The following is a 21,692-nucleotide window of genomic DNA, read 5'->3' as shown; positions in this document are numbered from 1 at the left end:
ATCGAATCTCCTAGGCGCTGAGCTACTTCATCATTGGTCAATCAGAGGAGGGGCACATTCAATGAGTATCGACAAGACAACCCGGCTCATCAGCACTCGAAGTGAGGTGAATGCCAACCAGCTGCTTACTGCGGGTTGGACGCTTCTGCTGGTAGCCGACCGGCAGCAGGGTGAACATCAGTGGGTCCAGTATGTGTTCGGATGGCAGCGTGAGACTGAACCCGTAGAGATCACTTTCCACGGTTTCGACGATGGGCCTGATCCATTCTGAGAACATTCACCTTACCGGTTCTGCCGTTTCACCATGCCTGGGCAAGGCGATAGAAATGAGTGCTGCAGCCAATACGAAGATGCTGGAGACCCACAAACAAGCCTCCAACCCATAGGCTTGGAACACCCAACCTGACAGCAGCGTGCCGACCAAGCGCCCGAGGGCGTTGGACATGTAGTAGAACCCCACATCCAGGGAGACGCCATCTTCCTTGGCATAGCTGACAATCAGATAGCTGTGCAGAGATGAGTTCACTGCGAACAGTACACCGAGCAGCATCAGCCCACCGAGCAGCACCACCTGCGCCGTCCAACCTGCCGATAGGCCCACGGCAATAAGCGCAGGCAGGCCGGCCAGGGCGAGCGCCCAAATGAAGGCCGCTCGGCCGTCGGGCACATGACCGCGTTTCTTGCCGGTGATGTGAGGAGCAAACGACTGGACGATGCCGTAGCCAATGACGGTCAGAGGGTATTGGCGAACTGGTTGATGTAGTCGACGTGCGCAGGGTTCAGGATCGCTCGTGGGCGCAGGGCCTGGACCTGAGCAACAGCTTCCTGCACGGGAATACCGCACTCGATCATCAGTCGAGCGGCGAACAGGCCTGTGCGGCCGGAGCCGCCCTTGCAGTGAATAGCGATCGACTCACCGTTCGTCACCAGCGCCTTCAGGCGTTCCCGGTGGGTCTCCCAGGCGGCAGCAAAGGGCTCGCCGGGCGCCTGGTCGTCTTCCACCGGCAGGTGGAACCATTCGAGGCCGAGCAACTGGCACTCCTCGGGCAGCAGATCGATCTCGTTCTGCAGCAGCTCTTCACTGGGCATCAGGGTGACCAGTGCGCTCGCGCCGGCTTCGCGCAGCGTTGCCAACGCCTGAGATACCGAGGTGTCCTTGGTGCCCGGGCACGGGGTGAAGATCAGCTGACCGATCAACTCGGAGTTGGCCAGCACGGAGTACGGGTGCAATTGCATGCTCGATAAGCCTCAGATGGATCGTTGATTAACGCGTTTGGAAAGCTCTTCCGCCGACTCCTTGCGCTCGGAGTAGCGATCGACCAGGTAATCGGAGCGGTCACGAAGCAGCAGGGTGAACTTCACGAGCTCTTCCATCACGTCGACGACACGGTCGTAGTAGGCGGACGGCTTCATGCGACCGGCGTCGTCGAACTCTAGGTAGGCCTTGGGCACGGACGATTGGTTGGGGATGGTGAACATGCGCATCCAGCGGCCGAGGACGCGCAGTTGGTTGACCACGTTGAACGACTGCGAGCCGCCGCAGACCTGCATCACCGCAAGGGTTTTGCCTTGAGTCGGGCGCACGGCGCCCATGCTCAGTGGAATCCAGTCGATCTGAGACTTGAACACGCCGGTCATTGCACCGTGGCGTTCCGGCGAGCACCAGACCATACCTTCGGACCACAGCACCAGATCGCGCAGCTCCTTGACCATGGGGTGGTCATCGGGCACGTCATCCGCCAGTGGCAGGCCCGTGGGATTGAAGATCCGCGTCTCCGCACCGAAGTGCTCCAGCAGGCGTGCCGCTTCTTCTGTGAGCAGACGGCTGAAGGAGCGTTCGCGGGTCGATCCGTACAGCAACAGGATGCGCGGTTTGTGGGTGGACGGCTGCTCGATCGCCAGCTTGTCGGCGGATAGCAGGTCGACGAGGTCGTTGTCGATGTTGGGGATGTGGTGTTCGGTCATGATTTCACTCCTGAGACAAGGCGCCGGACGCCTGATCGAACCAGCGGCGCTTGAGCCACAAGGCCACGCCCACCAGAGAGATCAGTACCGGCACTTCCACCAAAGGCCCGATGACGGTGGCAAAGGCGACCGGCGAAGCGAGGCCGAAAGTGGCGATGGCCACGGCAATGGCCAGTTCAAAGTTATTGCTCGCTGCGGTGAACGCCAGCGCGGTGGTGCGTGGGTAGTCGGCTTCCAGCAGCTTGCCCATCCAGAAGCTGATGAAGAACATCACCACGAAGTAGATGGTCAGCGGGATGGCGATGCGCAGCACATCCAGCGGCAGTTGCAGCGCCATGTCGCCCTTCAGGCTGAACATGGCCACGATGGTCAGCAGCAACGCCACGAGCGTCAGCGGGCTGATCTTCGGAATGAAGCGCTCCTGGTACCAGGTCTCGCCCTTGCTGCTGATCAGAATCTTGCGGGTCAGGAAGCCGGCCAGGAACGGAACTCCCAGATAGATCAGCACCGATTGGGCGATTTCGAGGAAGCTGGTCTCGATGACGCTACCCTCAAGGCCAAACAGCGGCGGCAGCAGGCCCAGGAAGATCCAGGCGTACACGCTGAAAAACAGGATCTGGAAAATGCTGTTGAAGGCGACCAGGCCCGCCACGTACTGGTTGTTGCCACCGGCAATCTGGTTCCACACCAGCACCATGGCGATACAACGCGCCAAGCCGATGAGGATCAGGCCGGTCATGTACTCAGGTTTGTCGGAAAGGAAGACAACGGCCAGCCCGAACATCAGCACCGGGCCGATCACCCAGTTTTGGATCAGCGACAGTGTGAGGATGCGTTTGTCCTTGAAAACCTGGGGCAGCTCCTCGTACTTCACCTTGGCCAAGGGCGAATACATCATGACGATGAGTCCGATGGCGATAGGGATGTTCGTCGAGCCTACCGACAGGCTGTTCAGCCAGGCCGGCAATCCCTGGAACAGGCTGCCAAGGGCGATACCCAGGCCCATGGCCAGAAAGATCCAGACCGTCAGGTAGCGATCGAGGAATGAAAGTCGGCTTTTGCTCATGGTGGATCTCCCTGAACGTCAGAGCGTTCCGATGCGGGCCAACTCGACCTTGAGTTGAGCGGCATCCAGTTGTTCAAACGGCAGTGCGAGGAATGCCTTGAGGCGTCGCTTGATCTGCTCAAGCGTGGTGTCGAACGCCGCGTCCAGCTCGGCGGGGCTGCCCTGCAGGTCCGACGGATCGGAAAGCCCCCAATGGGCTTTTACTGCCGGCCCGAAGAACACAGGGCAGGCTTCGCCGGCGGCCTTGTGGCAAACGGTGATGACAAAATCCGGGGCGAGCTCGGCGTGCGCATCGCTGGATTTGCTGCTGAGGGCCTCGGTGGAAATACCGGCGCGCTGCAGCGCGGAGATGGACAGCGGATGCACCTCGCCCTTTGGCTGGCTGCCAGCGCTGTAGGCTTTCATGCCGGCCGGGGCCAGGTGGTTGAATACAGCCTCGGAGAGGATGCTGCGGCAGCTATTGGCGGTGCACAGGAACAATACTTTCATCGGATTTTGCTCGGCAGTAATCAGCAACAGGTGGCGGCACGCTGTGGGCGGTCACCCATGGCGTCCAGTCGAGTGGAACTGCTGTTCAGCCACTCGCTGTTGGCCTCCAGCGTCGTTTTCAGGATCTCGCGTACCCAGGCGGGCAGTTCAGGATGCAGCCGGTAGTAAACCCATTGGCCCTGGCGGCGGTCTGCCAGCAAGTCACAGGTGCGCAGTTGCGCCAGGTGGCGGGAAACCTTGGGCTGGCTCTCTTCCAGCGCACAGGTCAGCTCACAGACGCAGAGCTCTTCTTCGCGAGCGATCAGCAGCATCATCCGAATGCGGTTCTCGTCGGCGAGGCATTTGAAAACCTTGGTAGGCGTCAGCGGATCTGTCATGGCGGCTCTCTGTGTGCGGGGTACTGCATATATATGTACTTTCGAATATACGATTTTTCGAATGTATCGCAACCCCTCCGGGGATGATCGGCTTTACATGTGCGCGTTCATGCACATATATTGGCGGCATGACGACCAACCAGAACCTCCGCACCCAAGCCATCGACGCTGCCATAGAGTCGCTGGACGAAGCCTTCTTCAAAGCGCTCTGCGAGCCCTCCAGGGTCGCGGTATTCAAGCGCGTGCTTCTGCTGGGCCGGGCGGATGTCGGTGAAATCGCCAAAGAGCTGCCGCAGGAGCGTTCAGTGATCTCCCGTCACCTGCAGGTGCTGCATGACGCCCAGATCGTGAAGGCCACGAAGCTGGGCAGGCAGGTGTTCTACGAAGTGAACGGTGGGGCGATCGTCGAGCGCCTGGAGGGCTTGCTCCAGCGAACCAAGGGTCTGGTCTCGCTGTGCTGCCCGTAACTCGTGCCCTTTTTTTGCCCTTATATATGCATGAGTGCGCACATATGGATAAGTTGAGTCAGACAGTGGATGTGGTCGTCATCGGTGGTGGGCAAGCGGGTTTGGCGCTGGGCTGGCATTTGCAGCAACACGGCCTGGGCTTTGTGATCTTGGATGAGCAGGCACGCCCTGGCGGGAACTGGCGCAACTACTACGACAGCCTGCAGCTGTTCTCCCCGGCGGAGTACTCCGCGCTACCGGGGATGGTGTTTCCCGGCGATCCCAAGGGCTACCCGCTGCGAGACGAAGTGGTGCAGTACCTGGAGACCTACGCCGCCGATCACAAGCTGCCTTTTCAGGGCGGCATCCGAGTGCGGAAGGTCGTGCAGAAGGACAAGGCATTTAAGGTCCGCTGCGACAATGGAGCATCCTTCACCGCGCGCGCCGTGGTAGTGGCCTCGGGCGGTTTCAGCCGGCCCTACATGCCTGACATTCCTGGCCTGGAAAGCTTTTCAGGTACCTGTCTGCACAGCTCGATGTATCGAACGCCTGAGGCGTTTGCTGGCCAGCGCGTCGTCGTGGTCGGCGCGGCGAACTCGGCGGTTCAAATTGCCTATGAGCTTGCCGGCGTTGCGCAGGTAGTGCTGGCTACCCGCGAAAAGATCCGCTTCTTCCCCCAGCGGATCCTGGGGCTTGATTTTCATGCCTGGCTGAAACTCACCGGGTTGGAGCAAACGCGGTGGTTGAGTGATCAGAGCACACCTGTGCTGGACACCGGTAAGTACCGGCAGGCCTTGGGTACCGGCCGACTTCAGCGCAAAGCGATGTTCCAGCAGGTGCTGCCCGACGGTGTTGTCTGGCCAGATGGAACCACCCACGAGGTCGACGCGCTGATCTTCGCCACCGGTTTCCGGCCGAACCTGGAGTTTCTGGCACAGCTTCCAGTCGCCGATCAGCAAGGTCGTGTCCTGCAGCGAAACGGCGTGGCAGATCAGGTGCCCGGCCTGTACTTCGTCGGGCTGCCCAAGCAAAGGAACTTTGCCTCAGCAACCCTCAGGGGTGTAGGGGCTGACGCGGGCTACCTCATGCCCCAGTTGCTTCGCCATCTGGGCCGGGCTGGTTCGACGGAAAAACCCGCTCAACGATCGCGCAATCCAGCCACCGACCTTCAAGACAAGCATGCTTCTCGTAGACGCCAACAGTCCTGAAGTCGCAGGCCTGGCAGAGCGCGAGGCTCGCTGGGTAATTGCACTCACTTGACCATCCATTTGCATTCGACTTGACCAGTCGTTTGCGTTCAGCGCCGCCAGGGCTTGCCTTATCACATCATGGCGTTGGCTCGAAGAAAATGCCGTCTCTGCAAGGTGTGCTCATAACCCTTTTGAATGGCGCACAGATCATCCAAACCGATACTGGATGTGGGCGCTACGGGCAGAGGGCTTTGGGATTATGTAAACCAAGCAGTTGAGCAGAGTCGGCTAGCACAGCGCACTCCTGCTAGCCGGTCAGGAGATTAGCCTTGGTGGCCCATTGAGAGCCTACGCGTAGTTTCATCCTCGTAATCATCACGGCGGAGCGTTTCTAGTGAACCAAGGGCGATTCAGGCGTCCAGCGGCGCGAGATGTCCTATAGTTTTCTAATCAATTGGCCGGGGCGAGCCATGAAACGGACAATCGAGGGTGCGGTGCTCGCTGGCGAGCTTCGGCTACTTGAGGCACTGTCAGCTTATCGGGCCTTTAAGGATGCTGACGAGGGCGGAGCCCCAGCACATGAGGTTCGCCGACTTTGGATTTTGGCCGAGTCGCTTTACCATGCGGTGAACGATTTCCAGCTTCTCGTTGCCAGTCCACCACCCTCAACCGTTCACTGAATGGGGAGAGCGCAAGGTGTCCAACGTGCCACTTCTTCCCGACTACCCCATGTATGCTGGCAGATCATCCAGAACCGATATGGGATATGGTTGCTACGGGCAAAAGGCCGCTGGAGTATGTAAGCGGGGTGCTAACTGCCTAGAGAGGCAAGCAGGTTGTGAATTCATAAGGCGATACTCAACAAACCACCCGAAATGCCGCTGCCGAGTACGACCAGCCAAGGTGGCAGCTTCCAGAACACCAAGGCAACCAGCGCCATGAGCGCCAAGCCGAAGTCCTGCGGAGCGTGTATCGCACTCGTCCAAACTGGCTGATAGAGGGCGGCGAGCAATAGACCGACTACAGCTGCGTTGATGCCAAGCAGTGCTGCCTGCGTGCGTATGTCACGGCGCAGATGCTCCCAGAACGGTAAAGCGCCCACCACGAGTAAAAATGAAGGTGCGAAGATCGCCAGCAGGCAAACCAGACCTCCTACCCAGCCATTGGGCTCCTGGTTCATCGAGGCGCCAAGAAATGCCGCGAAGGTGAATAGCGGTCCAGGAACTGCCTGCGCGGCGCCATAGCCTGCCAAGAACACATCGTTATCGACCCAGCCTGAAGTCACGACTTCGGATTGCAAGAGTGGCAGCACGACATGCCCGCCCCCGAAAACCAGCGATCCGGCACGGTAGAAGGCATCCATACTCGACAGCATCTGACTTGGTAACCACGTAGCCAGAAGAGGTAGGCCGAGCAACAGGGCAAAGAACAAAGTCAGCCAGCACAGGCCCGCGCGGCGTCGGATGCCAATGGGCAGCGGCTTATGGGCTCCGCACGGTTGCGGCTTGAATAGCAGCACGCCAATGACTGCGGCAAGCGCAATGACCCCTATTTGCGCCAAGGCGGATGGGAGCAGCAATACCGAGCATGTCGATGCTGCCATGATAGAAATACGTGGCACATCAGGACACAGATTGCGTCCCATACCCCACACCGCTTGGGCGACTACTGCCACAGCTACTACCTTCAAACCGTGCAGCACGCCAGCCGGCAGAGCATCGCCATAGTTGGCAATGCCAAGTGAGAAGAGGATGAGGGCAATCGCCGAAGGTAATGTGAAACCTAACCATGCAGCCAGTGCGCCGCCATAGCCAGCGCGTGTCAGCCCCAGTGCCATGCCAACCTGGCTACTAGCAGGACCTGGTAGAAACTGACAAAGGGCAACCAAATCTGCGTAACTGCGCTCGCTTAGCCATTGCCGACGCACCACGAACTCATCCCGAAAGTACCCCAGATGAGCGATTGGGCCTCCGAAAGAGGTCAGACCCAAACGCAAAAAAATGAGGAAAACAGTCCAGCGTGAATCTTGGGGAGTATCAGTGATGTTTGTTTGATTCATAAGAGGCTGATCCAACATAGTAATTCTTCGTCGCGGGCATGGCGCATAGATAGTCTGCTAGAGCTATGCCAACGAATGCATCCGCCTTGATTAAGTAATCAGTGGCTCTGCTGTTTCATTTCGTGGTGTCTGGGCAGTCCGATCGAGATGAGCGCGGCGGTCAATACGAACATGCTGGAAACCCACAAGCAAGTCTCCAACCCATAGGCCTGAAACACCCAACCTGACAGCAGGGTGCCGACCAAGCGCCCCAGGGCGTTGGACATGTAGTAGAAGCCCACATCCAGGGAAACGCCGTCTTCCTGGGCAGTCGTGATCTCACGTTCCACTTCGAACACGCAGTCGGTCAGTGAGGCGTTGGCCAGCGGTACGCGCACGGCGTGACCATTCAACTTGCCGCGCAGCTCGGGGAAGATCTCGGCTATCGCGGTGGCCGAACCCGTGGTGGTTGGGATCAAGCTCATGCCCGAGGCGCGCGCGGCTCAGATCCTTGTGCGGCGTATCGAGGATGCTCTCGGTATTGGTGAGGTCGTGGATGGTGGTGATCGAACCGTGGCGGATGCCCAGGCTTTCGTGAATCACTTTGACCACCGGGGCCAGGCAGTTAGTGGTGCAGGAGGCGGCGTTGACGATCCGGTGCTGCGCCGGGTCGAACAAGTGCTGGTTGACGCCCATCACCACGTTCAGTGCACCTTTCTCCTTCACTGGAGCGCAGACCACCACACGTTTGACGCCCTGATCCAGGTAGGCTTGGAGCACAGCTACCGACTTCATCTTACCGCTGGCCTCGATGACCAGGTCGCAGCCCGACCAGTCGGTGTCGGCGATGGTCTTGTTCGCGGTGAGCCGGCCAAGCAGTTCACTGATGTCGGTGCCGGCCCTGAAGGCATGACCGTCAAAGCGGCGGACGACAAGACTCTGAAGGAGTACCTCGAAACCCTGAAAAAGTGATGGATCAGGACTACACTCAGGATTCATCCATGTAGTCCCCTTGGCCGCCTTCGGGCGGCTTTTTCCGTATCCGTTCGGGCAGCACATCTTTCTGACTAAATCAGGTGATGCGCTGGCGTCCGATCAAATTCAAATGGACGCCATTTTCTAGTCTGGCTATGTGAGGCGCACGCTTCGAGGCGCCGCTATTTCAAGTCATTCATGCAGAAGTCATGGAAAAATTTGCGCCCCTTGGTACGTCTGACAATGATTCAGCCGGTGCGACCCGAAGCGCTTAATCCGTTGAGCCCAGATTTCCCTCTCAAGCATCAGCTTTTTTTGTGGTGTAAGCCGCTACTGACTTACGTATTTCTTCCCTAGCCTCATCTGCGTTACCCCAGCGCTCCATCTTCACCCACTTACCCGGCTCCAACGCCTTGTAGTTTTCGAAGAAGTGCTGGATTTGCGCAAGCAGAAGTGGGGGAAGATCTTCGCTTTCCTTGACAGCGCTGTACATCGAGCTGAGTTTGTCATGAGGAACAGCGATTACTTTGGCATCGGCGCCTGCTTCGTCTGTCATGTACATCACGCCAACCGGACGACTGCGAATGACAACACCAGGAGAGACCGGATAAGGACAGATCACCAATACGTCAATGGGATCGCCGTCATCGCTTAGCGTGTTCGGTATAAATCCGTAGTTGGCCGGATAGAACATCGGCGTACTGAGGAAGCGATCAACGAAGATCTGCCCGCTTTGTTTGTCCGCCTCGTACTTGATCGGAGAGTGATTTGCAGGTATCTCGATAACGGTAAAAAAGTCATCGGGAATTGCATTTCCAGCAGGGATATCCGCATAGCTCATTTACATAACTCCAGTGTTCGAATGAAGGAAGAGGCTAGGTGGCCTGTCTCAGACATACGTTCTCTTTTGGCGAGTGACTTGGGTGTTCGGCCAAGGCGCCGTGACGAGTCATAGCAGGGCTATGGCGAGGAGTGGCAACGCCGGCCGGGCGCCCAGGACGCCGCCAAAAGTGAACAGCTTATTTCCGAGACAGGACACTAGGTGGCCTTTTTGCCAACGGTGCCCATTTCGATTGGGGTCTTGATGTAAAACACGGAGATCTCCTCAAGCTCCAATCGCTTGAACAACCTTTCGGATTCGTCCTCGGTGATGGCCATGCGGATCTCTGTCGGCTGATCCGCCAATTCAAAAAAATGTGAGGAGTGCAGTCGACCGGTATGCCCAAAACCCTCAATGCCTGTAGAGAGTGTTGCGCCACGCAGCCCCATTTCCTTGGCTAAATCAACGATCCAGTCACCGAGCATCTTTCCTTGGTAGCGACGGTTTTGTTGGGTAAAGAAAATCACGAGGAAGCCTTTCATTGTAATCTCCTCAACGCGAGCCAATCATTTGAAAGGACAGAAGCCCGGCAGCCGTCATCGCCAACGAGCCCACTACGTGCAACGAGATCGAACCGAGTGCCCACAGCAATCGCCCTTCTTGGATGAGAGCAACTGTTTCGGCTGAAAAGGTGGAAAAGGTGGTAAGTCCCCCACAGAAACCCGTGATTATCAGCAGCCGCCACTCAGGGCTTAGGGAGGGAGACGCGGCCAAGAACGCGATCGCCAGACCAATGATGTATCCCCCGACCATGTTCGCTACCACCGTACCTGGGGGAATTGTCGGGAACAACGCGTTGAGCTTCATCCCAAGGAGCCAGCGCAACCAAGCGCCAAGTGATGCGCCGATAGCAATAACAATCAGTGATTTCAGCATGGCTGAGTATCTCCTCTTGGCTGATAGAGCCGAGGAGGTGCTGATAACAGGCGATTGCGAGAGAAGGCTGAGATAAAATTCTGTGTCACGGTTCTGTCCTGAATTGGCGGACAGGGGGCACACCTACGCACCCTGTCCAGGGTTCACGTAGGCATCATCAGCACGAGGCGGTTTAAAGGAGGAATGCCATCTCCTGTAAAGATCTTATAGCAAGCGTATCGAAATCTTCAACCAGCGCGCACTCCAATCAGTAACCCCGTCCATGGCTCTTTGTCATGTTGATCTAAGCTGCATCGACCTAAATGAATACCGGAACGCGCGGCCAGGAGGGGCTTTAAGGCGATGATCTTTCACCTGAAGCCTTCTCCTACCCCTTGCTGAGGGTACAACCTCACGCCTAGCTGGCCACCTTAATTTCCTGGTTAAGATGGCCTTATGCCTGTTGTCAGTGGCCCATCAAGGTATCAACACCATCGGGTTTATCGTGCATACCAGAACGATCCACCAGTGTGGTTGTCGCCCGGTTCACGCCGATCACATCCACTCCAGTGCCATTTGTCCGAGCGGATCAACCGGAGCCGGCCTGATAAGCGACCGCACTCTCGGCGCACCAGGGCAACCTGCCAGAGCTTCAATGTCTGACAGGTTGGTATACGAGGCTTGAAGTTAGGCTGCTTTCGCTGAGGCGCCAGGGTGTGTCCGGCGCACTTTCCGCATTCCCCAAGCAATGCCGATGACAGCAGAGATCACCGATCCGGACAGTACTCCGACCTTGGCCGCGCCAAGCAAGCTGGCGTCGGCGAACGCCAACGTGGCAATGAAGATCGACATGGTGAAGCCGATGCCGGCCAACAAGCCGATCAGGGTAATGCCACTCCAGTTAACGCCCGCCGGCAGTGTGCACCAGCCTAGGCGGACCATCAGCCAGCTTACGCTCAGAACGCCTAGCGGCTTGCCTGCCACCAATGCAATACCGATGCCTAGCATCACCCAATGAGGCGCCTCGCTCGACAGGTCGATCCCACCCAAATTTACTCCCGCATTGGCCAAGGCGAACAACGGCATGATGGCGTACGCCACCCAGGGGTGTAGCGCACTTTGCACCCGAACCACCGGAGGCAGGAGCTCACGCTGGGCCAGGCGCAGTCGTTTGAGCGGGTCCATTAAATCACTTGCATCTTGCTCCGTGGCCTTGGCACGACCTATTAATTCACCTGAGAACCGTGCAATGGCATCCAGCGGGCGCTCGCGCATGGGTATCGCGACGACTGGCGTCATCATCCCGAGAACCACACCAGCCAACGTAGGGTGAGCGCCTGTCATCAGTATCCCGATCCAGGTGATGACTCCCGGGATGACATACGCATAGGCGGAACCAATCCCGATCTTCTGCAAAGCGATAACCATCACGAGGCCTACCGCTGCGACAGCAAAACCTGAGTATTCAAGGCCGCCCGAGTAGAAGAAGGCGATGATCAGAACGGCAATGATGTCGTCGATGATCGCAAGGGCCAGAAGGAATACTCGGATGTTCGAGGGAATCGACTTGCCAAGCAGAGCCAGTATGCCGACGGCGAACGCGATGTCTGTGGCGGTGGGTACCGCCCAACCGTTTTGTTGTGGTGCCTGGTGATTGAACGCGAGGTAAAGCAGCGCAGGCACGGCAACGCCACCAAGCGCTGCAGCCATTGGTAAAGTCGCCTGACGTAGGCTGGATAACGCCCCTTCATGGATCTCGCGACGAATCTCCATCCCGACAACCAGGAAGAATATGGTCATCAGGCCGTCGTTGATCCAGAAGTGCAGGGATTGCGATACGACGTACGTTCCGATACCGAATGACAACGGGGTATGCCAGAGGGCCTCATAGCTGTCAGCCGCTGGGGAATTGGCCCAGATCAGTGCGGAAATGGCGACGACCAAAAGGACGATGCCACTGACGGCTTCGATATGCAGGAAACGCTCTAGGTTGGCAAAGGCACGCTCAGCCATTTGCTGGGCGCGGGGGAGCTCAGGTGTATGCATCGGCACAGTTACTCGCGCGCGGCGGCCCGACCGGCGTTGCTTTTAACCTGCCTCACCGCCCTATGCGGCTAGCACCCAGTGAGAGTCTACTGGAATCGCATGGGTAGGGCTAACCGCGGACTGACGTCAAAAAAGTGCTGATTTGCCGCTCATCGTTTGAACGAGCAACCTGCCTGTACTCCCGTGCCAGGTGCCGCTAGTACGTAAGCGTCTGCCAAACACATCTTGGTTGATCACCGCGTTCTGTCTGGCCTCAGGGAATTTTCCCCGCAGATACCCCGAGCCGTACGAATGGTTATTATGCTTTGCTTATCAACGTCCTTTACCGGCCCCTTTTGTGCAGGAGATACAGATTGAGCATTGATTGGATCAACTTCACGCCATGGACTTCATTGTGCGGTGGAGCCTTAATAGGAATGGCCGTCAGCTTGTTCATTCTCGCAAATGGCCGTATCGCAGGCATCAGCGGCTTGCTTGGAGGCGTGATGCAATTTCCCAGTGAAGGCTGGAGCGAGAAAGCATTGTTTCTGCTTGGCCTTGTGATTTCACCATTGTTGTGGGGCGCGTTCACTGTCTTGCCAAAGATAGCGATTAATACAGAGTGGCCTGCCCTAGTCATAGCGGGTCTGCTCGTTGGCGTGGGAACGCGTTACGGTTCGGGCTGTACGAGCGGCCACGGAGTATGTGGGGTCTCCCGACTATCACCTCGCTCCATCGTAGCAACGGCGTGCTTTATGACTACTGGATTTGCGACGGTATACGTCAGTCGCCATGTGCTGGGAGTTTAAAGATGATCAAATTAACTGCATTTTTTGCAGGCTTGATATTTGGATTGGGTCTGCTACTGGCAGGCATGGCGAACCCCGCTAAAGTATTGGCCTTTCTTGATGTGGCTGGGGCCTGGGATCCGTCACTCGCACTGGTAATACTAGGGGCGATCTCAGTAGCGGTCATCCCTCTGAATTGGGCGCGTAAGAAAAGACGAACTTTACTGGGAGCCCGCATGCAGCTACCACTGAAAAACGAGTTGGACGCACGCTTGATTGGTGGCAGCCTGTTGTTCGGTACAGGGTGGGGAATTGCGGGAATCTGCCCTGGGCCAGCAGTCGCTCTTTTACTTACCTGGCATTGGCAAGCCCTCATATTCTTTTTAGCCATGCTGGCTGGCATGTACTTTTTTTCCATTCTGGAAAGTCGACGCGTCTTAATTAGCTGATGGCTATGGACAACATGCTCCTAGCTATGTGCTGTTATCACGCTTTGCGTGATTAGATTGGCTGCCAACTATGCGGCAGCAGCTGATCGATTTCACTCGCGCGCTGCGTCGGCAGGCGCGTGAGGACATCTTTAAGATACACGTACGGATCATGCCTGTTGAGCCGCGCGGATTGGATCAAGCTCATGATCGCTGCCGCCCGTTTTCCACTGCGTAGCGACCCTGCAAAGAGCCAGTTCTTGCGTCCAAGAGCCCAAGGTCGGATCTGGTTCTCTGCCCAGTTGTTGTCTATGGGTACGGCCCCGTCATCGAGGTATCGCGACATCGCTGTCCCGCGTTTCAGGCTGTAATCCAAGCTTTGGCGATAGCCGAGCCATCGTGTACAAGTTGGCGCTGGGTGATCATCCAGGCATGCAAGGCATCCATCACCGGCACGGCTTTTTCTTGGCGTATTCGGCGGCGTAAGTCCGGTTCCACGTGGCGGACTTCACTCTCGATTTCGTAAAGCAACTGGATGTAGCGCAAGGCCTGTTCGGCGAGCTGGCTCTTGTTCGTGGCGTGCAGCTCGAAGAACTTGCGCCGTGCATGGGCCATGCAGCCAATCTCGGTGGCGCCCAGTTCAAAGCTAGTCTTGTAGCCGCCAAAATCATCACAGACCAGCTTGCCTTTCCAGCCTTGCAGGAAGTTGCGTGCATTCTCTCCGGCGCGGCTCGGACTGAAGTCGTAAACGACCGCTGCCAAGTCCGAGAACTGGCTGGTGGCGTAGGCCCAGACATACGCGCGATGGTTTTTTTTTGCGCCCGGCGTAAGCATCTGCACCGGCGTTTCATCGGCATGGATTACGCCATGTTCAAGAACAGCATCGTGCAGGGCATCGACCAGCGGCTGCAACTGCACGCCACAGCTGCCGACCCATTGCGCCAAGGTCGAACGGGCAATGGCCAGACCGGCCCGACCAAAAATCGACTCCTGACGATAGAGCGGTAAATGGTCGGCGAACTTTGCGATCATCACGTGGGCTAGCAGGCCGGCGGTCGGGATGCCCTTGTCGATGACTTGCGCCGGAACCGGTGCCTGGATCAGGGTTTCGCACTGATCGCAGACCCACTTGCCACGGATGTGACGCTCCACGGTGAACACGCCCGGCGTGTAGTCGAGCTTCTCGCTGACATCCTCGCCGATGCGCTTGAGGACGCAGCCGCACTGGCAGTGGCTGTTATCGGGTTCGTGGTGGATCAGGGTGCGCGGAAACTGCGGCGGCAAGGCGGTACGTTTAGGTTTTTGCCGAGCCTCGGTCGAAACAGGCGCGGGTTGCAGCGCTTCAAGCTCGGCTTCGATGGCCGCGATGTCGGTGTCGATCAGGTCATCAAGCAGGCTGGCCTGACCCGGGCTTAGTTGCTCGCTGCGCTTGGCAAACTTGAAGCGCTTGAGCTGCGCTATCTCGTGGGCCAGTTTTTCGTTGACCGTTTTGTGATGGTGGATTTGCTTACCCATCGTCTCGACTTTCTGATCGAGATTCTCGACACGCTGCATCAACTGCGCCGCCAGAGCACGCAGCTGTTCAGGGTTTAAGCGGTCGAGATTAGGAAGCGAAGTCATGCCGCCGATTTTGCCAGAACAGCCTAAAAGCGACGATAGGCTCACCGGACAATTGCAAGGCCTGGCTGGTCGTGGCAGGCGTTATATGATGGAAATTACGCTGCCTGGGCCAACTCTTTGCCAAGGCAAACCCAGCACCAGGGCATGCAGTTGTTCGGCACCTAATTCCATCTGAGAGCCGTGTCGAGAACCCGGCCAGAAAAACTTGCCCTGATGCAGACGGCGCGCCGCCAGCCAGATACCCAACCCATCGTGCACCAGCACTTTCATTCGATTGGCGCGGCGGTTGGCAAACAGATAAGCACAGTGCGGTTGAGCCGCACCGAACACCGCGACCACCCGCGCCAGAGCAGTGTCGGTACCGGCACGCATGTCCATGGGCTCGGTGGCGAGCCAGATGGCATCGATGCGGATCATCGCAACAGGTCTCGCAGAAGGGTGGCGCAGGCGGCAGCGCTTTCGGTCGGCCAGTTCACTTTGACGGTGCCGCGCGGATGTGAGATTTCGAGACAGATAGTCGATAACGCAGCCTGCGAATTTTCTCCGTCTGGCTGCAAGGACAACGGAATGAACGCAGGTTGCAGCGCCATGGCTTTCTGTGTTTGCACTCGAATCCATTTATGGACGAGATTGGCGTTAAGGCTGTGGCTCAGCGCGACATTGGCAATCGAGGCCCCGGGCTGGGCGCACTCTTGAATGACCTGGGCCTTGAAGGATTTGGAGTAGGAACGGCGTTGTGGCTGCATGAAATACCCGCTCAAAAGGCTAGAAATGGTGTCCACTAAAATTTAAGTGCACACCATGTCTTGGCTTTGCAGGGCTGGGTAGATGACTTCGCCGGATGGATACAGCTCAGGTGCACCTGGCGGCGCTGAACGCAAACGACTGGTCAAGTCGAATGCAATTGAGTGGTCAAGTCGAATGCAAACACTAGGTCAGCTTTGGTGAGACTCACTGGTCAAGTACGGCGCAATTTCCCAGCTCGCCTCGTTGAAGGTGAAAATGCGGGAGAGCACTTTCCAGAAACCACGTGCTTCTGCCTCACCGAGCAATGCCTTGAGCAGCGTCTTGCCGATGCCACGTCCGCGGACGTCGCGGTGCAGGTAGATCGAGAAGTCGGCGATGCCGGCGTAGCACGAACGCGCGCGGTAGCTGCTCAGGTTCGCCCACGCCACTACCGCGCCGTCGAACTCGACGACCAGTACCGGATAGCGGGACATATCGGCAACCCAGGGCTGTACATCCATGGCGGTGCGCGGCTGGGTCTCGAACGTAGAGGTGCGGTCTTCGATCCCCTGGTTGTATATCTCGGCAATGGCCTGAACATCACTGAACTGGGCGTGGCGGATGTGCATCTGCATTCCTTTTCGAGAGGACCGAAGCTTTAAACATGCGTGTCGTAGATGCCCCAAAACCGCTTGGCACGGTATTGGAATCCGCTTAGGAATTGTAAACTTTATCCCCGAAATGCTTGGTTTATGACGTTTCTGCTCTCGGCAGGTGCAAAAAAATAGCTGTTTTCAAAAGGATGCTGACTTTGTTTACAGAGCTGGTCAGCATAAAGTCAGAAGCCGGCCGGGTGATCGTAGTGGGCGTGGTGCGTGCCGCCGGCCAGGTGGCAGGCGATGCCATGCTGCAGGGCCTGTTCGGCGGCCAGCAGCGAGCCGCCGACCGCGCGCACGGTGCGCCGTGCCAGTGCTTCGCTCCAGGGCAGGCCCAGGCGACGCTGGTCTTCGCGGCTCAGGTCGCCATTCATGTAGCGCTCGATGTAGCCCCGCTCGTGGGCCAGGGCGAGGATGTCGCTGGGGCAGAGCTCGGGGCGCAGCAAGGCCGCATCGGTGGTCAGGCCGCTGTCGACCAGGTGGTCGCGCAACAGGCGGAACTTGTCCATCGGGAAGCGGTGCCCGGCAGGAAACTCCGGGCTGTAGTCGTCGTGGTAGATCAGGGGCAGGGGCATGGCAGCTTCTAACCGGGGCAGGCCTCGATCTTGCCAGTTGCTGTACAGCCAGCGCCAGCGATCTACACTGCGCGCAGGTTCTCGACAGGGGTGCACCCATGCTGGCTTCCTGGACGTTCTGGGCGATTCTGTCGGCGATATTCGCCGCCTTGACCGCCATATTTGCCAAGGTTGGCGTGACCGGCATCAATTCGGACTTCGCCACCCTGCTGCGCACGGTGGTGGTGCTGGTGAGCCTGGCGCTGATTCTGTTCGCCACCGGCCAGTACCAGTCACTGGGGTCGATCTCGCCGCGCAGCTACCTGTTCCTGCTGCTGTCGGGGCTGGCCACCGGCGCCTCGTGGATCTGCTACTTCCGCGCCCTGCAGCTGGGGCAAGCCTCGCAGGTAGCGCCTGTGGACAAACTCAGCGTGGTGCTGGTGGCGGTGCTCGGCGTTACCCTGCTGGGCGAGCGGCTCGACCTGCGCCAGTGGGGCGGCATCAGCCTGATCACTCTGGGCGTAGTGATGCTGGCATGGCGTTAGCGCGCAGAGGTGTTGCCGGTAACTCCAGCGGTGCCTGCAGCGCGGTGCGGCCATAGAAGCACAGCGCGGTCGGCAGACAGGTCAGCCAGACGAAGATCCCCGCCCAGAAGGTGTGCGACATGTAGTGCCAGCCCTGCATCACGCGGGTGGTGCCGTACACCATGCCCAGCAGCACGATGAACCCCAGCAGCTTGCGTGCGTGCGCCCAGCGCCAGCGGCGGGCCACGAAGTACAGCGCCATCAGGGTGAAGCCGCTGGAGGCATGCCCGCCGGGCCAGCAGCGCCCGTCACCGGCCTTGTGCAGCAGGTCGAACTGTTGGTACCACTCCAGGCGCGGATGGGTACCGCCGTAGAATGTGGTCTCTACCGGGCAGTACACCCCGGTGTGGCTCTTGAGGTAGTGAATGATGGCGGTGCACAGTGCGAATGCCACCACCACGAACAGCAGGTCGCGTCGGTGCCGAGTGGTGAAGCGCAGCACGCCGGCAATGCGGCTGCGTTGCAGCAGCCGGGTGGCGGCGGCCTGCGGATGGCGGGCGAAAAGCGGCCACACGAAGGACAGCAGGGCGCCGATCAGTGCGGCTTCGCCTGTCCAGTTGGGCAGGATGCGGGGCCACTTGTGGGTCACTTTCTCGAACCAGGCGTCGTGCAGCAGGGTGAAGTGGCCGCTGGCCGGGTCGATGAACAACTGGCTGAACCAGCGGTCGAGGCCGGTGAGGTCGAAGGCCATGAACACGACCAGTGCCAGCAGCAGGGGCAGGCCCAGGTGGGTGAGGTAGAACGACTGGCGTGGCGACATGCTCATTGCTCCGCCCTGGCCAGCAGCTTGCGCCATTCGGGGGCGTTCATGCGGCCGAGGATTCTCGGTTTGCCGCTGGCGCCCACCGAGACGAATACGGCTTCGGCGTAGGCGCTGGAGCGTTCGCCACCGGGCACGTTCAACTGGCGTTCGAGCTGGTCGATGCAGCCGCTGTGGGTCACCAGCACCAGGTTGCGCTCGGCGGCCTTGCGCGCCAGGGCGTTGTCGGCGAACCCCTTGTTGCATTGCTGCAGCCAGTCCTCACTGGCCGCCAGCTTGCCGAACATGAAGTGTGCGGTTTGCTGGGTGCGGGTCAGGGGGCTGGCCAGTATGTCGGCATGCTCCAGGCCCAGGCGCTGCAGCCCTTCGCCCACCTGCGCCGCAGCCTGGCTGCCCGCCTGGGTGATACCTTGTGGATCATCCAGGCACGGGTTGCGCGAGCGGTCGCAACGCTCGGCATGCCGCACCAGCACGATGACTTCACCTTTGGCCCAGTCGGCATACACACCGCTGTTGCGCATCTGTCTTTCGCTACCCAGGTCCACGATCGCCAACCCTCTGACCAGCCACAGGCTTGAAACGGCCAGTGCAAGCAAGGTGCACAGGCCCAGCAGGAACGTCGCCGAAGGCAGGCGTCGTCGTCGCCCCGGACGGGCTGGGATCAAGGTCTGGTCGAGTACTGCATCGTGCAACATGGGGCCGCTCCGGCTACCGCGAGAATGTCTGCACGGTAAGCAACGGCCTGTGGTGAATCGGTGAAGGCGATGTGAAAGCCTTGTGGGGCAAGGGGCAACAGCACGTTGCAGTTTCAATTCCATGAAGTAACAAGCCCAATCTCGGGCCTGGTGGCACTGGACGGCGATCGGCGTGTCACCGGCCTGGAGCTGGGCGCCACCGGGCGCATCACCGATGCCTGGGCAGTGTGGGCCGGCTACACCTACCTGGATGCCGAAGTGGTGAAGGCCGGTGGCAACGGCGTCAACGACGGCAACCAGCCCACGTTCATCGCGCCCAACAGCTTAAGCCTGTGGACCTCCTTCGACATCGATGCACGCAGGGCAGTCGGGGCTGGCGTCAACTACATGGGCCTGCCTACGCTGTACACTGCAAGGCAGTGATCACGGAGCAGGCAATGACCCCGATACTTGAACTGGAGAGCGCGCGGCTGCGGCTGCGCCAGTGGCAGGACGACGACCTCGCCGAGTTCGCCGCCCTGTGTGCCGACCCACTGGTGATGCAGTACTTCCCGGCGCCGCTGAGCCGGGTCGAAAGCGCCGCACTGATTGGCCGCATCCGCGGCCATTTTGCCGAGTACGGGTTCGGCCTGTGGGCCCTGGAGCGCCAGGACAGCGGGGCGTTCATCGGCATGACCGGCTTGCTCAATGTGAGCTTCGATGCGCCGTTCACCCCGGCGGTGGAGATCGGCTGGCGCCTGGCGCGGCGCCACTGGGGCCAGGGCTTCGCCAGCGAGGCGGCCTGGACCTGCCTGCGCTGTGCGTTCGCCCAGCTGGGCCTGGACGAAGTGGTGTCGTTCACTACCCAGGGCAATCTGCCGTCGCAGAAGGTGATGCAGGCCATCGGCATGCAGCCCGATCCGCTGGGCGACTTCGAGCACCCGCGCCTCGAGCCCGGCCACCCCTTGCGCCCCCATGTGCTGTACCGGATCAACCGCGCCCAGTGGCAGGCCACCTTGCATGGCTGAATCGCAGAACATACAGGCCGCCAATGACAAACCCTGTATTATTTGCGCCCTGGGCCTTGCTTTGGAGAATCTCGAATGAGCCACGTGTTGGACGATCTGGTCGACCTGTTGAGTCTGGAGGCGATCGAGGAAAACCTGTTCCGCGGACGCAGCCAGGACCTGGGCTTTCGTCAGCTGTACGGGGGCCAGGTACTCGGCCAGTCGCTGTCGGCGGCCAGCCAGACGGTCGAAGAGGCGCGCCACGTGCATTCGTTGCACGGCTATTTTCTGCGTCCGGGCGATGCGTCGATGCCGGTGGTGTATTCGGTGGACCGCGTGCGTGACGGCGGCAGCTTCAGCACCCGCCGGGTGACGGCGATCCAGAAGGGCCAGCCGATCTTCACCTGCAGCGCCTCGTTCCAGTACGACGAGGAAGGCTTCGAGCACCAGGGCCAGATGCCCCAGGTGGTCGGCCCCGAGAACCTGCCGTCGGAAGTGGAACTGGCCGAGCGCATGGCCGATCAGTTGCCCGAGCATATTCGCGACAAGCTGCTGTGCGCCAAGCCCATCGAAGTGCGCCCGGTGACCGAGAAGGACCCCTTCAACCCCAAGCCCGGCGACCCGGTGAAGTACGCGTGGTTTCGTGCCGACGGCAATCTGCCCGACTCCCAGGCGCTGCACAAGTACATGCTGGCATACGCCTCGGACTTCGGCCTGCTGACCACTTCGCTGATGCCCCATGGCAAGTCGGTGTGGCACCGCGACATGCAGCTGGCCAGCCTCGACCATGCGCTGTGGTTTCACGGCAACCTGCGCGCCGATGACTGGCTGCTGTACGCCATGGACAGCCCGTGGGCGGGCAATGCGCGCGGCTTTGCCCGTGGCAGCATCTTCAATCGCGCCGGGCAGCTGGTGGCCTCGTCGTGCCAGGAAGGCCTGATTCGCCATCGCAAGGACTGGGCATGAGCCTGCGCTCGATTCGCCACTGGGTGTTCGACATGGACGGCACCCTGACCGTTGCCGTGCATGACTTTGCGGCCATTCGCGTGGCGCTGGACATCCCGGCGCAGGACGACATTCTTACCCATCTGGCGGCCCTGCCTGCGGCAGAGGCGGCGGCCAAGCATGCCTGGCTGCTGGAGCACGAGCGCGAACTGGCAGTGGCCTCGCAGGCGGCGCCGGGGGCGGTGGCGCTGGTGCGCGAGCTGGCGGCGCGGGGCTGCCGGCTGGGGATCCTGACGCGCAATGCGCGCGAGCTGGCGCATGTGACGCTGGAGGCGATCGGCCTGGCCGACTGCTTCCCGGTGCAGGACATCATCGGCCGCGACGAGGCTCCGCCCAAGCCGCACCCGGGCGGGCTGCTGCAACTGGCCCAGGCGTGGGACGTGGCACCGGCGCAGATGGTGATGGTCGGTGACTATCGCTTCGATCTGGACTGCGGGCGTGCGGCAGGTGCGCGCACGGTGCTGGTGAACGTGCCGCAGAACCCGTGGCCGCAGCTGGTGGATTGGCATGCGGCTGATTGTGGGGTGTTGCACGGGATGCTGGAGTAGGTCCGTGCGGGCCTCTTCGCCGGCCTTGCCGGCGAA

At 59.5% G+C, this 21,692-nt stretch carries 24 protein-coding genes, 6 pseudogenes and 1 riboswitch; of the genes and pseudogenes, 10 read left to right on the top strand and 20 right to left on the bottom strand.

What is annotated here, in order from left to right; translation table 11 throughout:
- Positions 1–61: 61 nt before the first annotated feature.
- The gene (locus DN387_RS15945; RefSeq protein WP_088513868.1) at positions 62–271 is read left to right on the top strand and encodes a hypothetical protein; all 210 of its coding nucleotides are present in this window, start codon (positions 62–64) and stop codon (positions 269–271) included.
- A gap of 6 nt (positions 272–277) precedes the next feature.
- Here DN387_RS15945 and DN387_RS15940 read toward each other — a convergent pair.
- The 6 genes and pseudogenes from DN387_RS15940 to DN387_RS15915 all read right to left on the bottom strand — a co-directional run.
- Positions 278–730 (bottom strand): annotated as a pseudogene (locus DN387_RS15940) (MFS transporter); the annotation flags it as partial.
- A 2-nt stretch (positions 731–732) separates the two neighbouring features.
- A complete protein-coding gene (locus DN387_RS15935) occupies positions 733–1,236 on the bottom strand; it encodes a cyclin-dependent kinase inhibitor 3 family protein (RefSeq protein WP_088513867.1) in 504 nt (167 codons plus the stop codon).
- Between the two features lie 12 nt (positions 1,237–1,248).
- Positions 1,249–1,965 (bottom strand): arsenical resistance protein ArsH, encoded by a 717-nt coding sequence (gene arsH, locus DN387_RS15930; protein ID WP_088513866.1) that lies wholly within the window; start codon positions 1,963–1,965, stop codon positions 1,249–1,251.
- A 4-nt stretch (positions 1,966–1,969) separates the two neighbouring features.
- Positions 1,970–3,031, bottom strand: a complete 1,062-nt coding sequence (gene arsB, locus DN387_RS15925) for an ACR3 family arsenite efflux transporter (RefSeq protein ID WP_088513865.1) — start codon at positions 3,029–3,031, stop codon at positions 1,970–1,972.
- A gap of 18 nt (positions 3,032–3,049) precedes the next feature.
- Complete coding sequence (locus tag DN387_RS15920) at positions 3,050–3,520, bottom strand: arsenate reductase ArsC (RefSeq protein WP_088513864.1); 471 nt, start codon at positions 3,518–3,520, stop codon at positions 3,050–3,052.
- 20 nt (positions 3,521–3,540) lie between these two features.
- Positions 3,541–3,897 carry a metalloregulator ArsR/SmtB family transcription factor gene (locus DN387_RS15915; protein WP_019752756.1) on the bottom strand — a complete coding sequence of 119 codons (357 nt, stop codon included), beginning with the start codon at positions 3,895–3,897 and terminating at the stop codon, positions 3,541–3,543.
- Between the two features lie 128 nt (positions 3,898–4,025).
- On the opposite strand from DN387_RS15915, the gene DN387_RS15910 reads away from it, so the two are divergent.
- Together DN387_RS15910 and DN387_RS15905 are read left to right on the top strand one after the other, a co-directional pair.
- On the top strand, positions 4,026–4,364 hold the full coding sequence (locus DN387_RS15910) for a helix-turn-helix transcriptional regulator (protein ID WP_088513863.1): 339 nt from the start codon (positions 4,026–4,028) through the stop codon (positions 4,362–4,364).
- Between the two features lie 44 nt (positions 4,365–4,408).
- On the top strand, positions 4,409–5,551 hold the full coding sequence (locus DN387_RS15905; RefSeq protein ID WP_088513862.1) for an NAD(P)/FAD-dependent oxidoreductase: 1,143 nt from the start codon (positions 4,409–4,411) through the stop codon (positions 5,549–5,551).
- Between the two features lie 826 nt (positions 5,552–6,377).
- Here the strand turns inward: DN387_RS15905 and chrA are convergent.
- The 7 genes and pseudogenes from chrA to nhaA form a co-directional block, all read right to left on the bottom strand.
- On the bottom strand, positions 6,378–7,577 hold the full coding sequence (gene chrA / locus DN387_RS15895) for a chromate efflux transporter (protein WP_088513875.1): 1,200 nt from the start codon (positions 7,575–7,577) through the stop codon (positions 6,378–6,380).
- Positions 7,578–7,690: 113 nt separating this feature from the next.
- Positions 7,691–7,909, bottom strand: a pseudogene (locus DN387_RS26160) (MFS transporter); the annotation flags it as partial.
- A pseudogene (locus DN387_RS15890) lies at positions 7,910–8,441 on the bottom strand (type I glyceraldehyde-3-phosphate dehydrogenase); the annotation flags it as partial.
- Between the two features lie 403 nt (positions 8,442–8,844).
- A complete protein-coding gene (gene ppa, locus DN387_RS15885; RefSeq protein ID WP_088513861.1) occupies positions 8,845–9,387 on the bottom strand; it encodes an inorganic diphosphatase in 543 nt (180 codons plus the stop codon).
- A gap of 197 nt (positions 9,388–9,584) precedes the next feature.
- Positions 9,585–9,908 (bottom strand): DUF190 domain-containing protein, encoded by a 324-nt coding sequence (locus DN387_RS15880; protein ID WP_041167213.1) that lies wholly within the window; start codon positions 9,906–9,908, stop codon positions 9,585–9,587.
- 10 nt (positions 9,909–9,918) lie between these two features.
- Entirely contained in the window at positions 9,919–10,302 is a 384-nt protein-coding gene (crcB, locus tag DN387_RS15875) for a fluoride efflux transporter CrcB (RefSeq protein WP_014753597.1), read from the bottom strand.
- A 141-nt stretch (positions 10,303–10,443) separates the two neighbouring features.
- A riboswitch (Fluoride riboswitch) is annotated at positions 10,444–10,505 on the bottom strand.
- Positions 10,506–10,968: 463 nt separating this feature from the next.
- On the bottom strand, positions 10,969–12,327 hold the full coding sequence (nhaA, locus tag DN387_RS15870; RefSeq protein WP_088513860.1) for a Na+/H+ antiporter NhaA: 1,359 nt from the start codon (positions 12,325–12,327) through the stop codon (positions 10,969–10,971).
- A gap of 353 nt (positions 12,328–12,680) precedes the next feature.
- On the opposite strand from nhaA, the gene DN387_RS15865 reads away from it, so the two are divergent.
- Positions 12,681–13,115, top strand: coding sequence for a YeeE/YedE family protein (locus DN387_RS15865; protein WP_088513859.1), 435 nt, complete (start codon positions 12,681–12,683; stop codon positions 13,113–13,115).
- A 2-nt stretch (positions 13,116–13,117) separates the two neighbouring features.
- Positions 13,118–13,543 carry a DUF6691 family protein gene (locus DN387_RS15860; RefSeq protein ID WP_088513858.1) on the top strand — a complete coding sequence of 142 codons (426 nt, stop codon included), beginning with the start codon at positions 13,118–13,120 and terminating at the stop codon, positions 13,541–13,543.
- A 52-nt stretch (positions 13,544–13,595) separates the two neighbouring features.
- Here the strand turns inward: DN387_RS15860 and DN387_RS15855 are convergent.
- The 5 genes and pseudogenes from DN387_RS15855 to DN387_RS15835 all read right to left on the bottom strand — a co-directional run.
- Positions 13,596–15,142, bottom strand: a pseudogene (locus DN387_RS15855) (IS66 family transposase).
- An 81-nt stretch (positions 15,143–15,223) separates the two neighbouring features.
- Complete coding sequence (gene tnpB, locus DN387_RS15850) at positions 15,224–15,559, bottom strand: IS66 family insertion sequence element accessory protein TnpB (protein ID WP_088513857.1); 336 nt, start codon at positions 15,557–15,559, stop codon at positions 15,224–15,226.
- Positions 15,556–15,888 (bottom strand): transposase, encoded by a 333-nt coding sequence (locus DN387_RS15845; protein WP_232858673.1) that lies wholly within the window; start codon positions 15,886–15,888, stop codon positions 15,556–15,558. The genes tnpB and DN387_RS15845 overlap by 4 nt, the downstream gene beginning before the upstream one ends.
- A gap of 234 nt (positions 15,889–16,122) precedes the next feature.
- Positions 16,123–16,497: pseudogene (locus tag DN387_RS15840) on the bottom strand (arsinothricin resistance N-acetyltransferase ArsN1 family A); the annotation flags it as partial.
- Positions 16,498–16,709: 212 nt separating this feature from the next.
- A pseudogene (locus DN387_RS15835) lies at positions 16,710–17,099 on the bottom strand (histone deacetylase); the annotation flags it as partial.
- 98 nt (positions 17,100–17,197) lie between these two features.
- Between DN387_RS15835 and DN387_RS15830 the strand changes: the two are divergent.
- Positions 17,198–17,623 carry an EamA family transporter gene (locus DN387_RS15830; protein ID WP_043863863.1) on the top strand — a complete coding sequence of 142 codons (426 nt, stop codon included), beginning with the start codon at positions 17,198–17,200 and terminating at the stop codon, positions 17,621–17,623.
- On the opposite strand, the gene DN387_RS15825 is transcribed toward DN387_RS15830, so the two are convergent.
- Both DN387_RS15825 and DN387_RS15820 read right to left on the bottom strand, forming a co-directional pair.
- Positions 17,589–18,422, bottom strand: a complete 834-nt coding sequence (locus DN387_RS15825; RefSeq protein WP_054916359.1) for a phosphatase PAP2 family protein — start codon at positions 18,420–18,422, stop codon at positions 17,589–17,591. The genes DN387_RS15830 and DN387_RS15825 overlap by 35 nt on opposite strands.
- Before the next feature lie 2 nt (positions 18,423–18,424).
- Entirely contained in the window at positions 18,425–19,117 is a 693-nt protein-coding gene (locus DN387_RS15820; RefSeq protein ID WP_081315119.1) for a histidine phosphatase family protein, read from the bottom strand.
- Between the two features lie 105 nt (positions 19,118–19,222).
- Between DN387_RS15820 and DN387_RS15815 the strand changes: the two genes are divergently transcribed.
- From DN387_RS15815 to DN387_RS15800, 4 genes are all read left to right on the top strand, one after another.
- Positions 19,223–19,540 (top strand): TonB-dependent receptor, encoded by a 318-nt coding sequence (locus DN387_RS15815; protein WP_156326247.1) that lies wholly within the window; start codon positions 19,223–19,225, stop codon positions 19,538–19,540.
- A 14-nt stretch (positions 19,541–19,554) separates the two neighbouring features.
- Positions 19,555–20,124, top strand: coding sequence for a GNAT family N-acetyltransferase (locus DN387_RS15810; protein ID WP_043863860.1), 570 nt, complete (start codon positions 19,555–19,557; stop codon positions 20,122–20,124).
- Positions 20,125–20,199: 75 nt separating this feature from the next.
- Complete coding sequence (gene tesB / locus DN387_RS15805; protein ID WP_043863859.1) at positions 20,200–21,069, top strand: acyl-CoA thioesterase II; 870 nt, start codon at positions 20,200–20,202, stop codon at positions 21,067–21,069.
- The gene (locus DN387_RS15800) at positions 21,066–21,656 is read left to right on the top strand and encodes an HAD family hydrolase (RefSeq protein WP_054916361.1); all 591 of its coding nucleotides are present in this window, start codon (positions 21,066–21,068) and stop codon (positions 21,654–21,656) included. The genes tesB and DN387_RS15800 overlap by 4 nt, the downstream gene beginning before the upstream one ends.
- Positions 21,657–21,692: the final 36 nt, after the last annotated feature.

Origin of the sequence: Pseudomonas sp. FBF18, from assembly GCF_024261405.1 — a bacterium.
Lineage (GTDB): Bacteria > Pseudomonadota > Gammaproteobacteria > Pseudomonadales > Pseudomonadaceae > Aquipseudomonas > Aquipseudomonas palmensis.
Note: the sequence above shows the minus strand (reverse complement) of the source record. Positions and strands in the feature narration are given on the sequence as shown.

Bases quoted from the DNA above. Each gene is read 5' to 3' on its own strand.
- DN387_RS15810 (WP_043863860.1), top strand. From the start codon at position 19,555: ATGACCCCGATACTTGAACTGGAGAGCGCGCGGCTGCGGCTGCGCCAG.
- arsH (WP_088513866.1), bottom strand. From the start codon at position 1,965: ATGACCGAACACCACATCCCCAACATCGACAACGACCTCGTCGACCTG.
- DN387_RS15825 (WP_054916359.1), bottom strand. From the start codon at position 18,422: ATGTCGCCACGCCAGTCGTTCTACCTCACCCACCTGGGCCTGCCCCTG.
- ppa (WP_088513861.1), bottom strand. From the start codon at position 9,387: ATGAGCTATGCGGATATCCCTGCTGGAAATGCAATTCCCGATGACTTT.
- tnpB (WP_088513857.1), bottom strand. From the start codon at position 15,559: ATGATCCGCATCGATGCCATCTGGCTCGCCACCGAGCCCATGGACATG.
- DN387_RS15920 (WP_088513864.1), bottom strand. From the start codon at position 3,520: ATGAAAGTATTGTTCCTGTGCACCGCCAATAGCTGCCGCAGCATCCTC.
- DN387_RS15800 (WP_054916361.1), top strand. From the start codon at position 21,066: ATGAGCCTGCGCTCGATTCGCCACTGGGTGTTCGACATGGACGGCACC.
- DN387_RS15945 (WP_088513868.1), top strand. From the start codon at position 62: ATGAGTATCGACAAGACAACCCGGCTCATCAGCACTCGAAGTGAGGTG.
- DN387_RS15935 (WP_088513867.1), bottom strand. From the start codon at position 1,236: ATGCAATTGCACCCGTACTCCGTGCTGGCCAACTCCGAGTTGATCGGT.
- DN387_RS15880 (WP_041167213.1), bottom strand. From the start codon at position 9,908: ATGAAAGGCTTCCTCGTGATTTTCTTTACCCAACAAAACCGTCGCTAC.
- crcB (WP_014753597.1), bottom strand. From the start codon at position 10,302: ATGCTGAAATCACTGATTGTTATTGCTATCGGCGCATCACTTGGCGCT.
- arsB (WP_088513865.1), bottom strand. From the start codon at position 3,031: ATGAGCAAAAGCCGACTTTCATTCCTCGATCGCTACCTGACGGTCTGG.
- DN387_RS15905 (WP_088513862.1), top strand. From the start codon at position 4,409: ATGGATAAGTTGAGTCAGACAGTGGATGTGGTCGTCATCGGTGGTGGG.
- DN387_RS15830 (WP_043863863.1), top strand. From the start codon at position 17,198: ATGCTGGCTTCCTGGACGTTCTGGGCGATTCTGTCGGCGATATTCGCC.
- tesB (WP_043863859.1), top strand. From the start codon at position 20,200: ATGAGCCACGTGTTGGACGATCTGGTCGACCTGTTGAGTCTGGAGGCG.
- DN387_RS15910 (WP_088513863.1), top strand. From the start codon at position 4,026: ATGACGACCAACCAGAACCTCCGCACCCAAGCCATCGACGCTGCCATA.
- DN387_RS15915 (WP_019752756.1), bottom strand. From the start codon at position 3,897: ATGACAGATCCGCTGACGCCTACCAAGGTTTTCAAATGCCTCGCCGAC.
- DN387_RS15845 (WP_232858673.1), bottom strand. From the start codon at position 15,888: ATGCAGCCACAACGCCGTTCCTACTCCAAATCCTTCAAGGCCCAGGTC.
- DN387_RS15860 (WP_088513858.1), top strand. From the start codon at position 13,118: ATGATCAAATTAACTGCATTTTTTGCAGGCTTGATATTTGGATTGGGT.
- nhaA (WP_088513860.1), bottom strand. From the start codon at position 12,327: ATGCATACACCTGAGCTCCCCCGCGCCCAGCAAATGGCTGAGCGTGCC.
- DN387_RS15820 (WP_081315119.1), bottom strand. From the start codon at position 19,117: ATGTTGCACGATGCAGTACTCGACCAGACCTTGATCCCAGCCCGTCCG.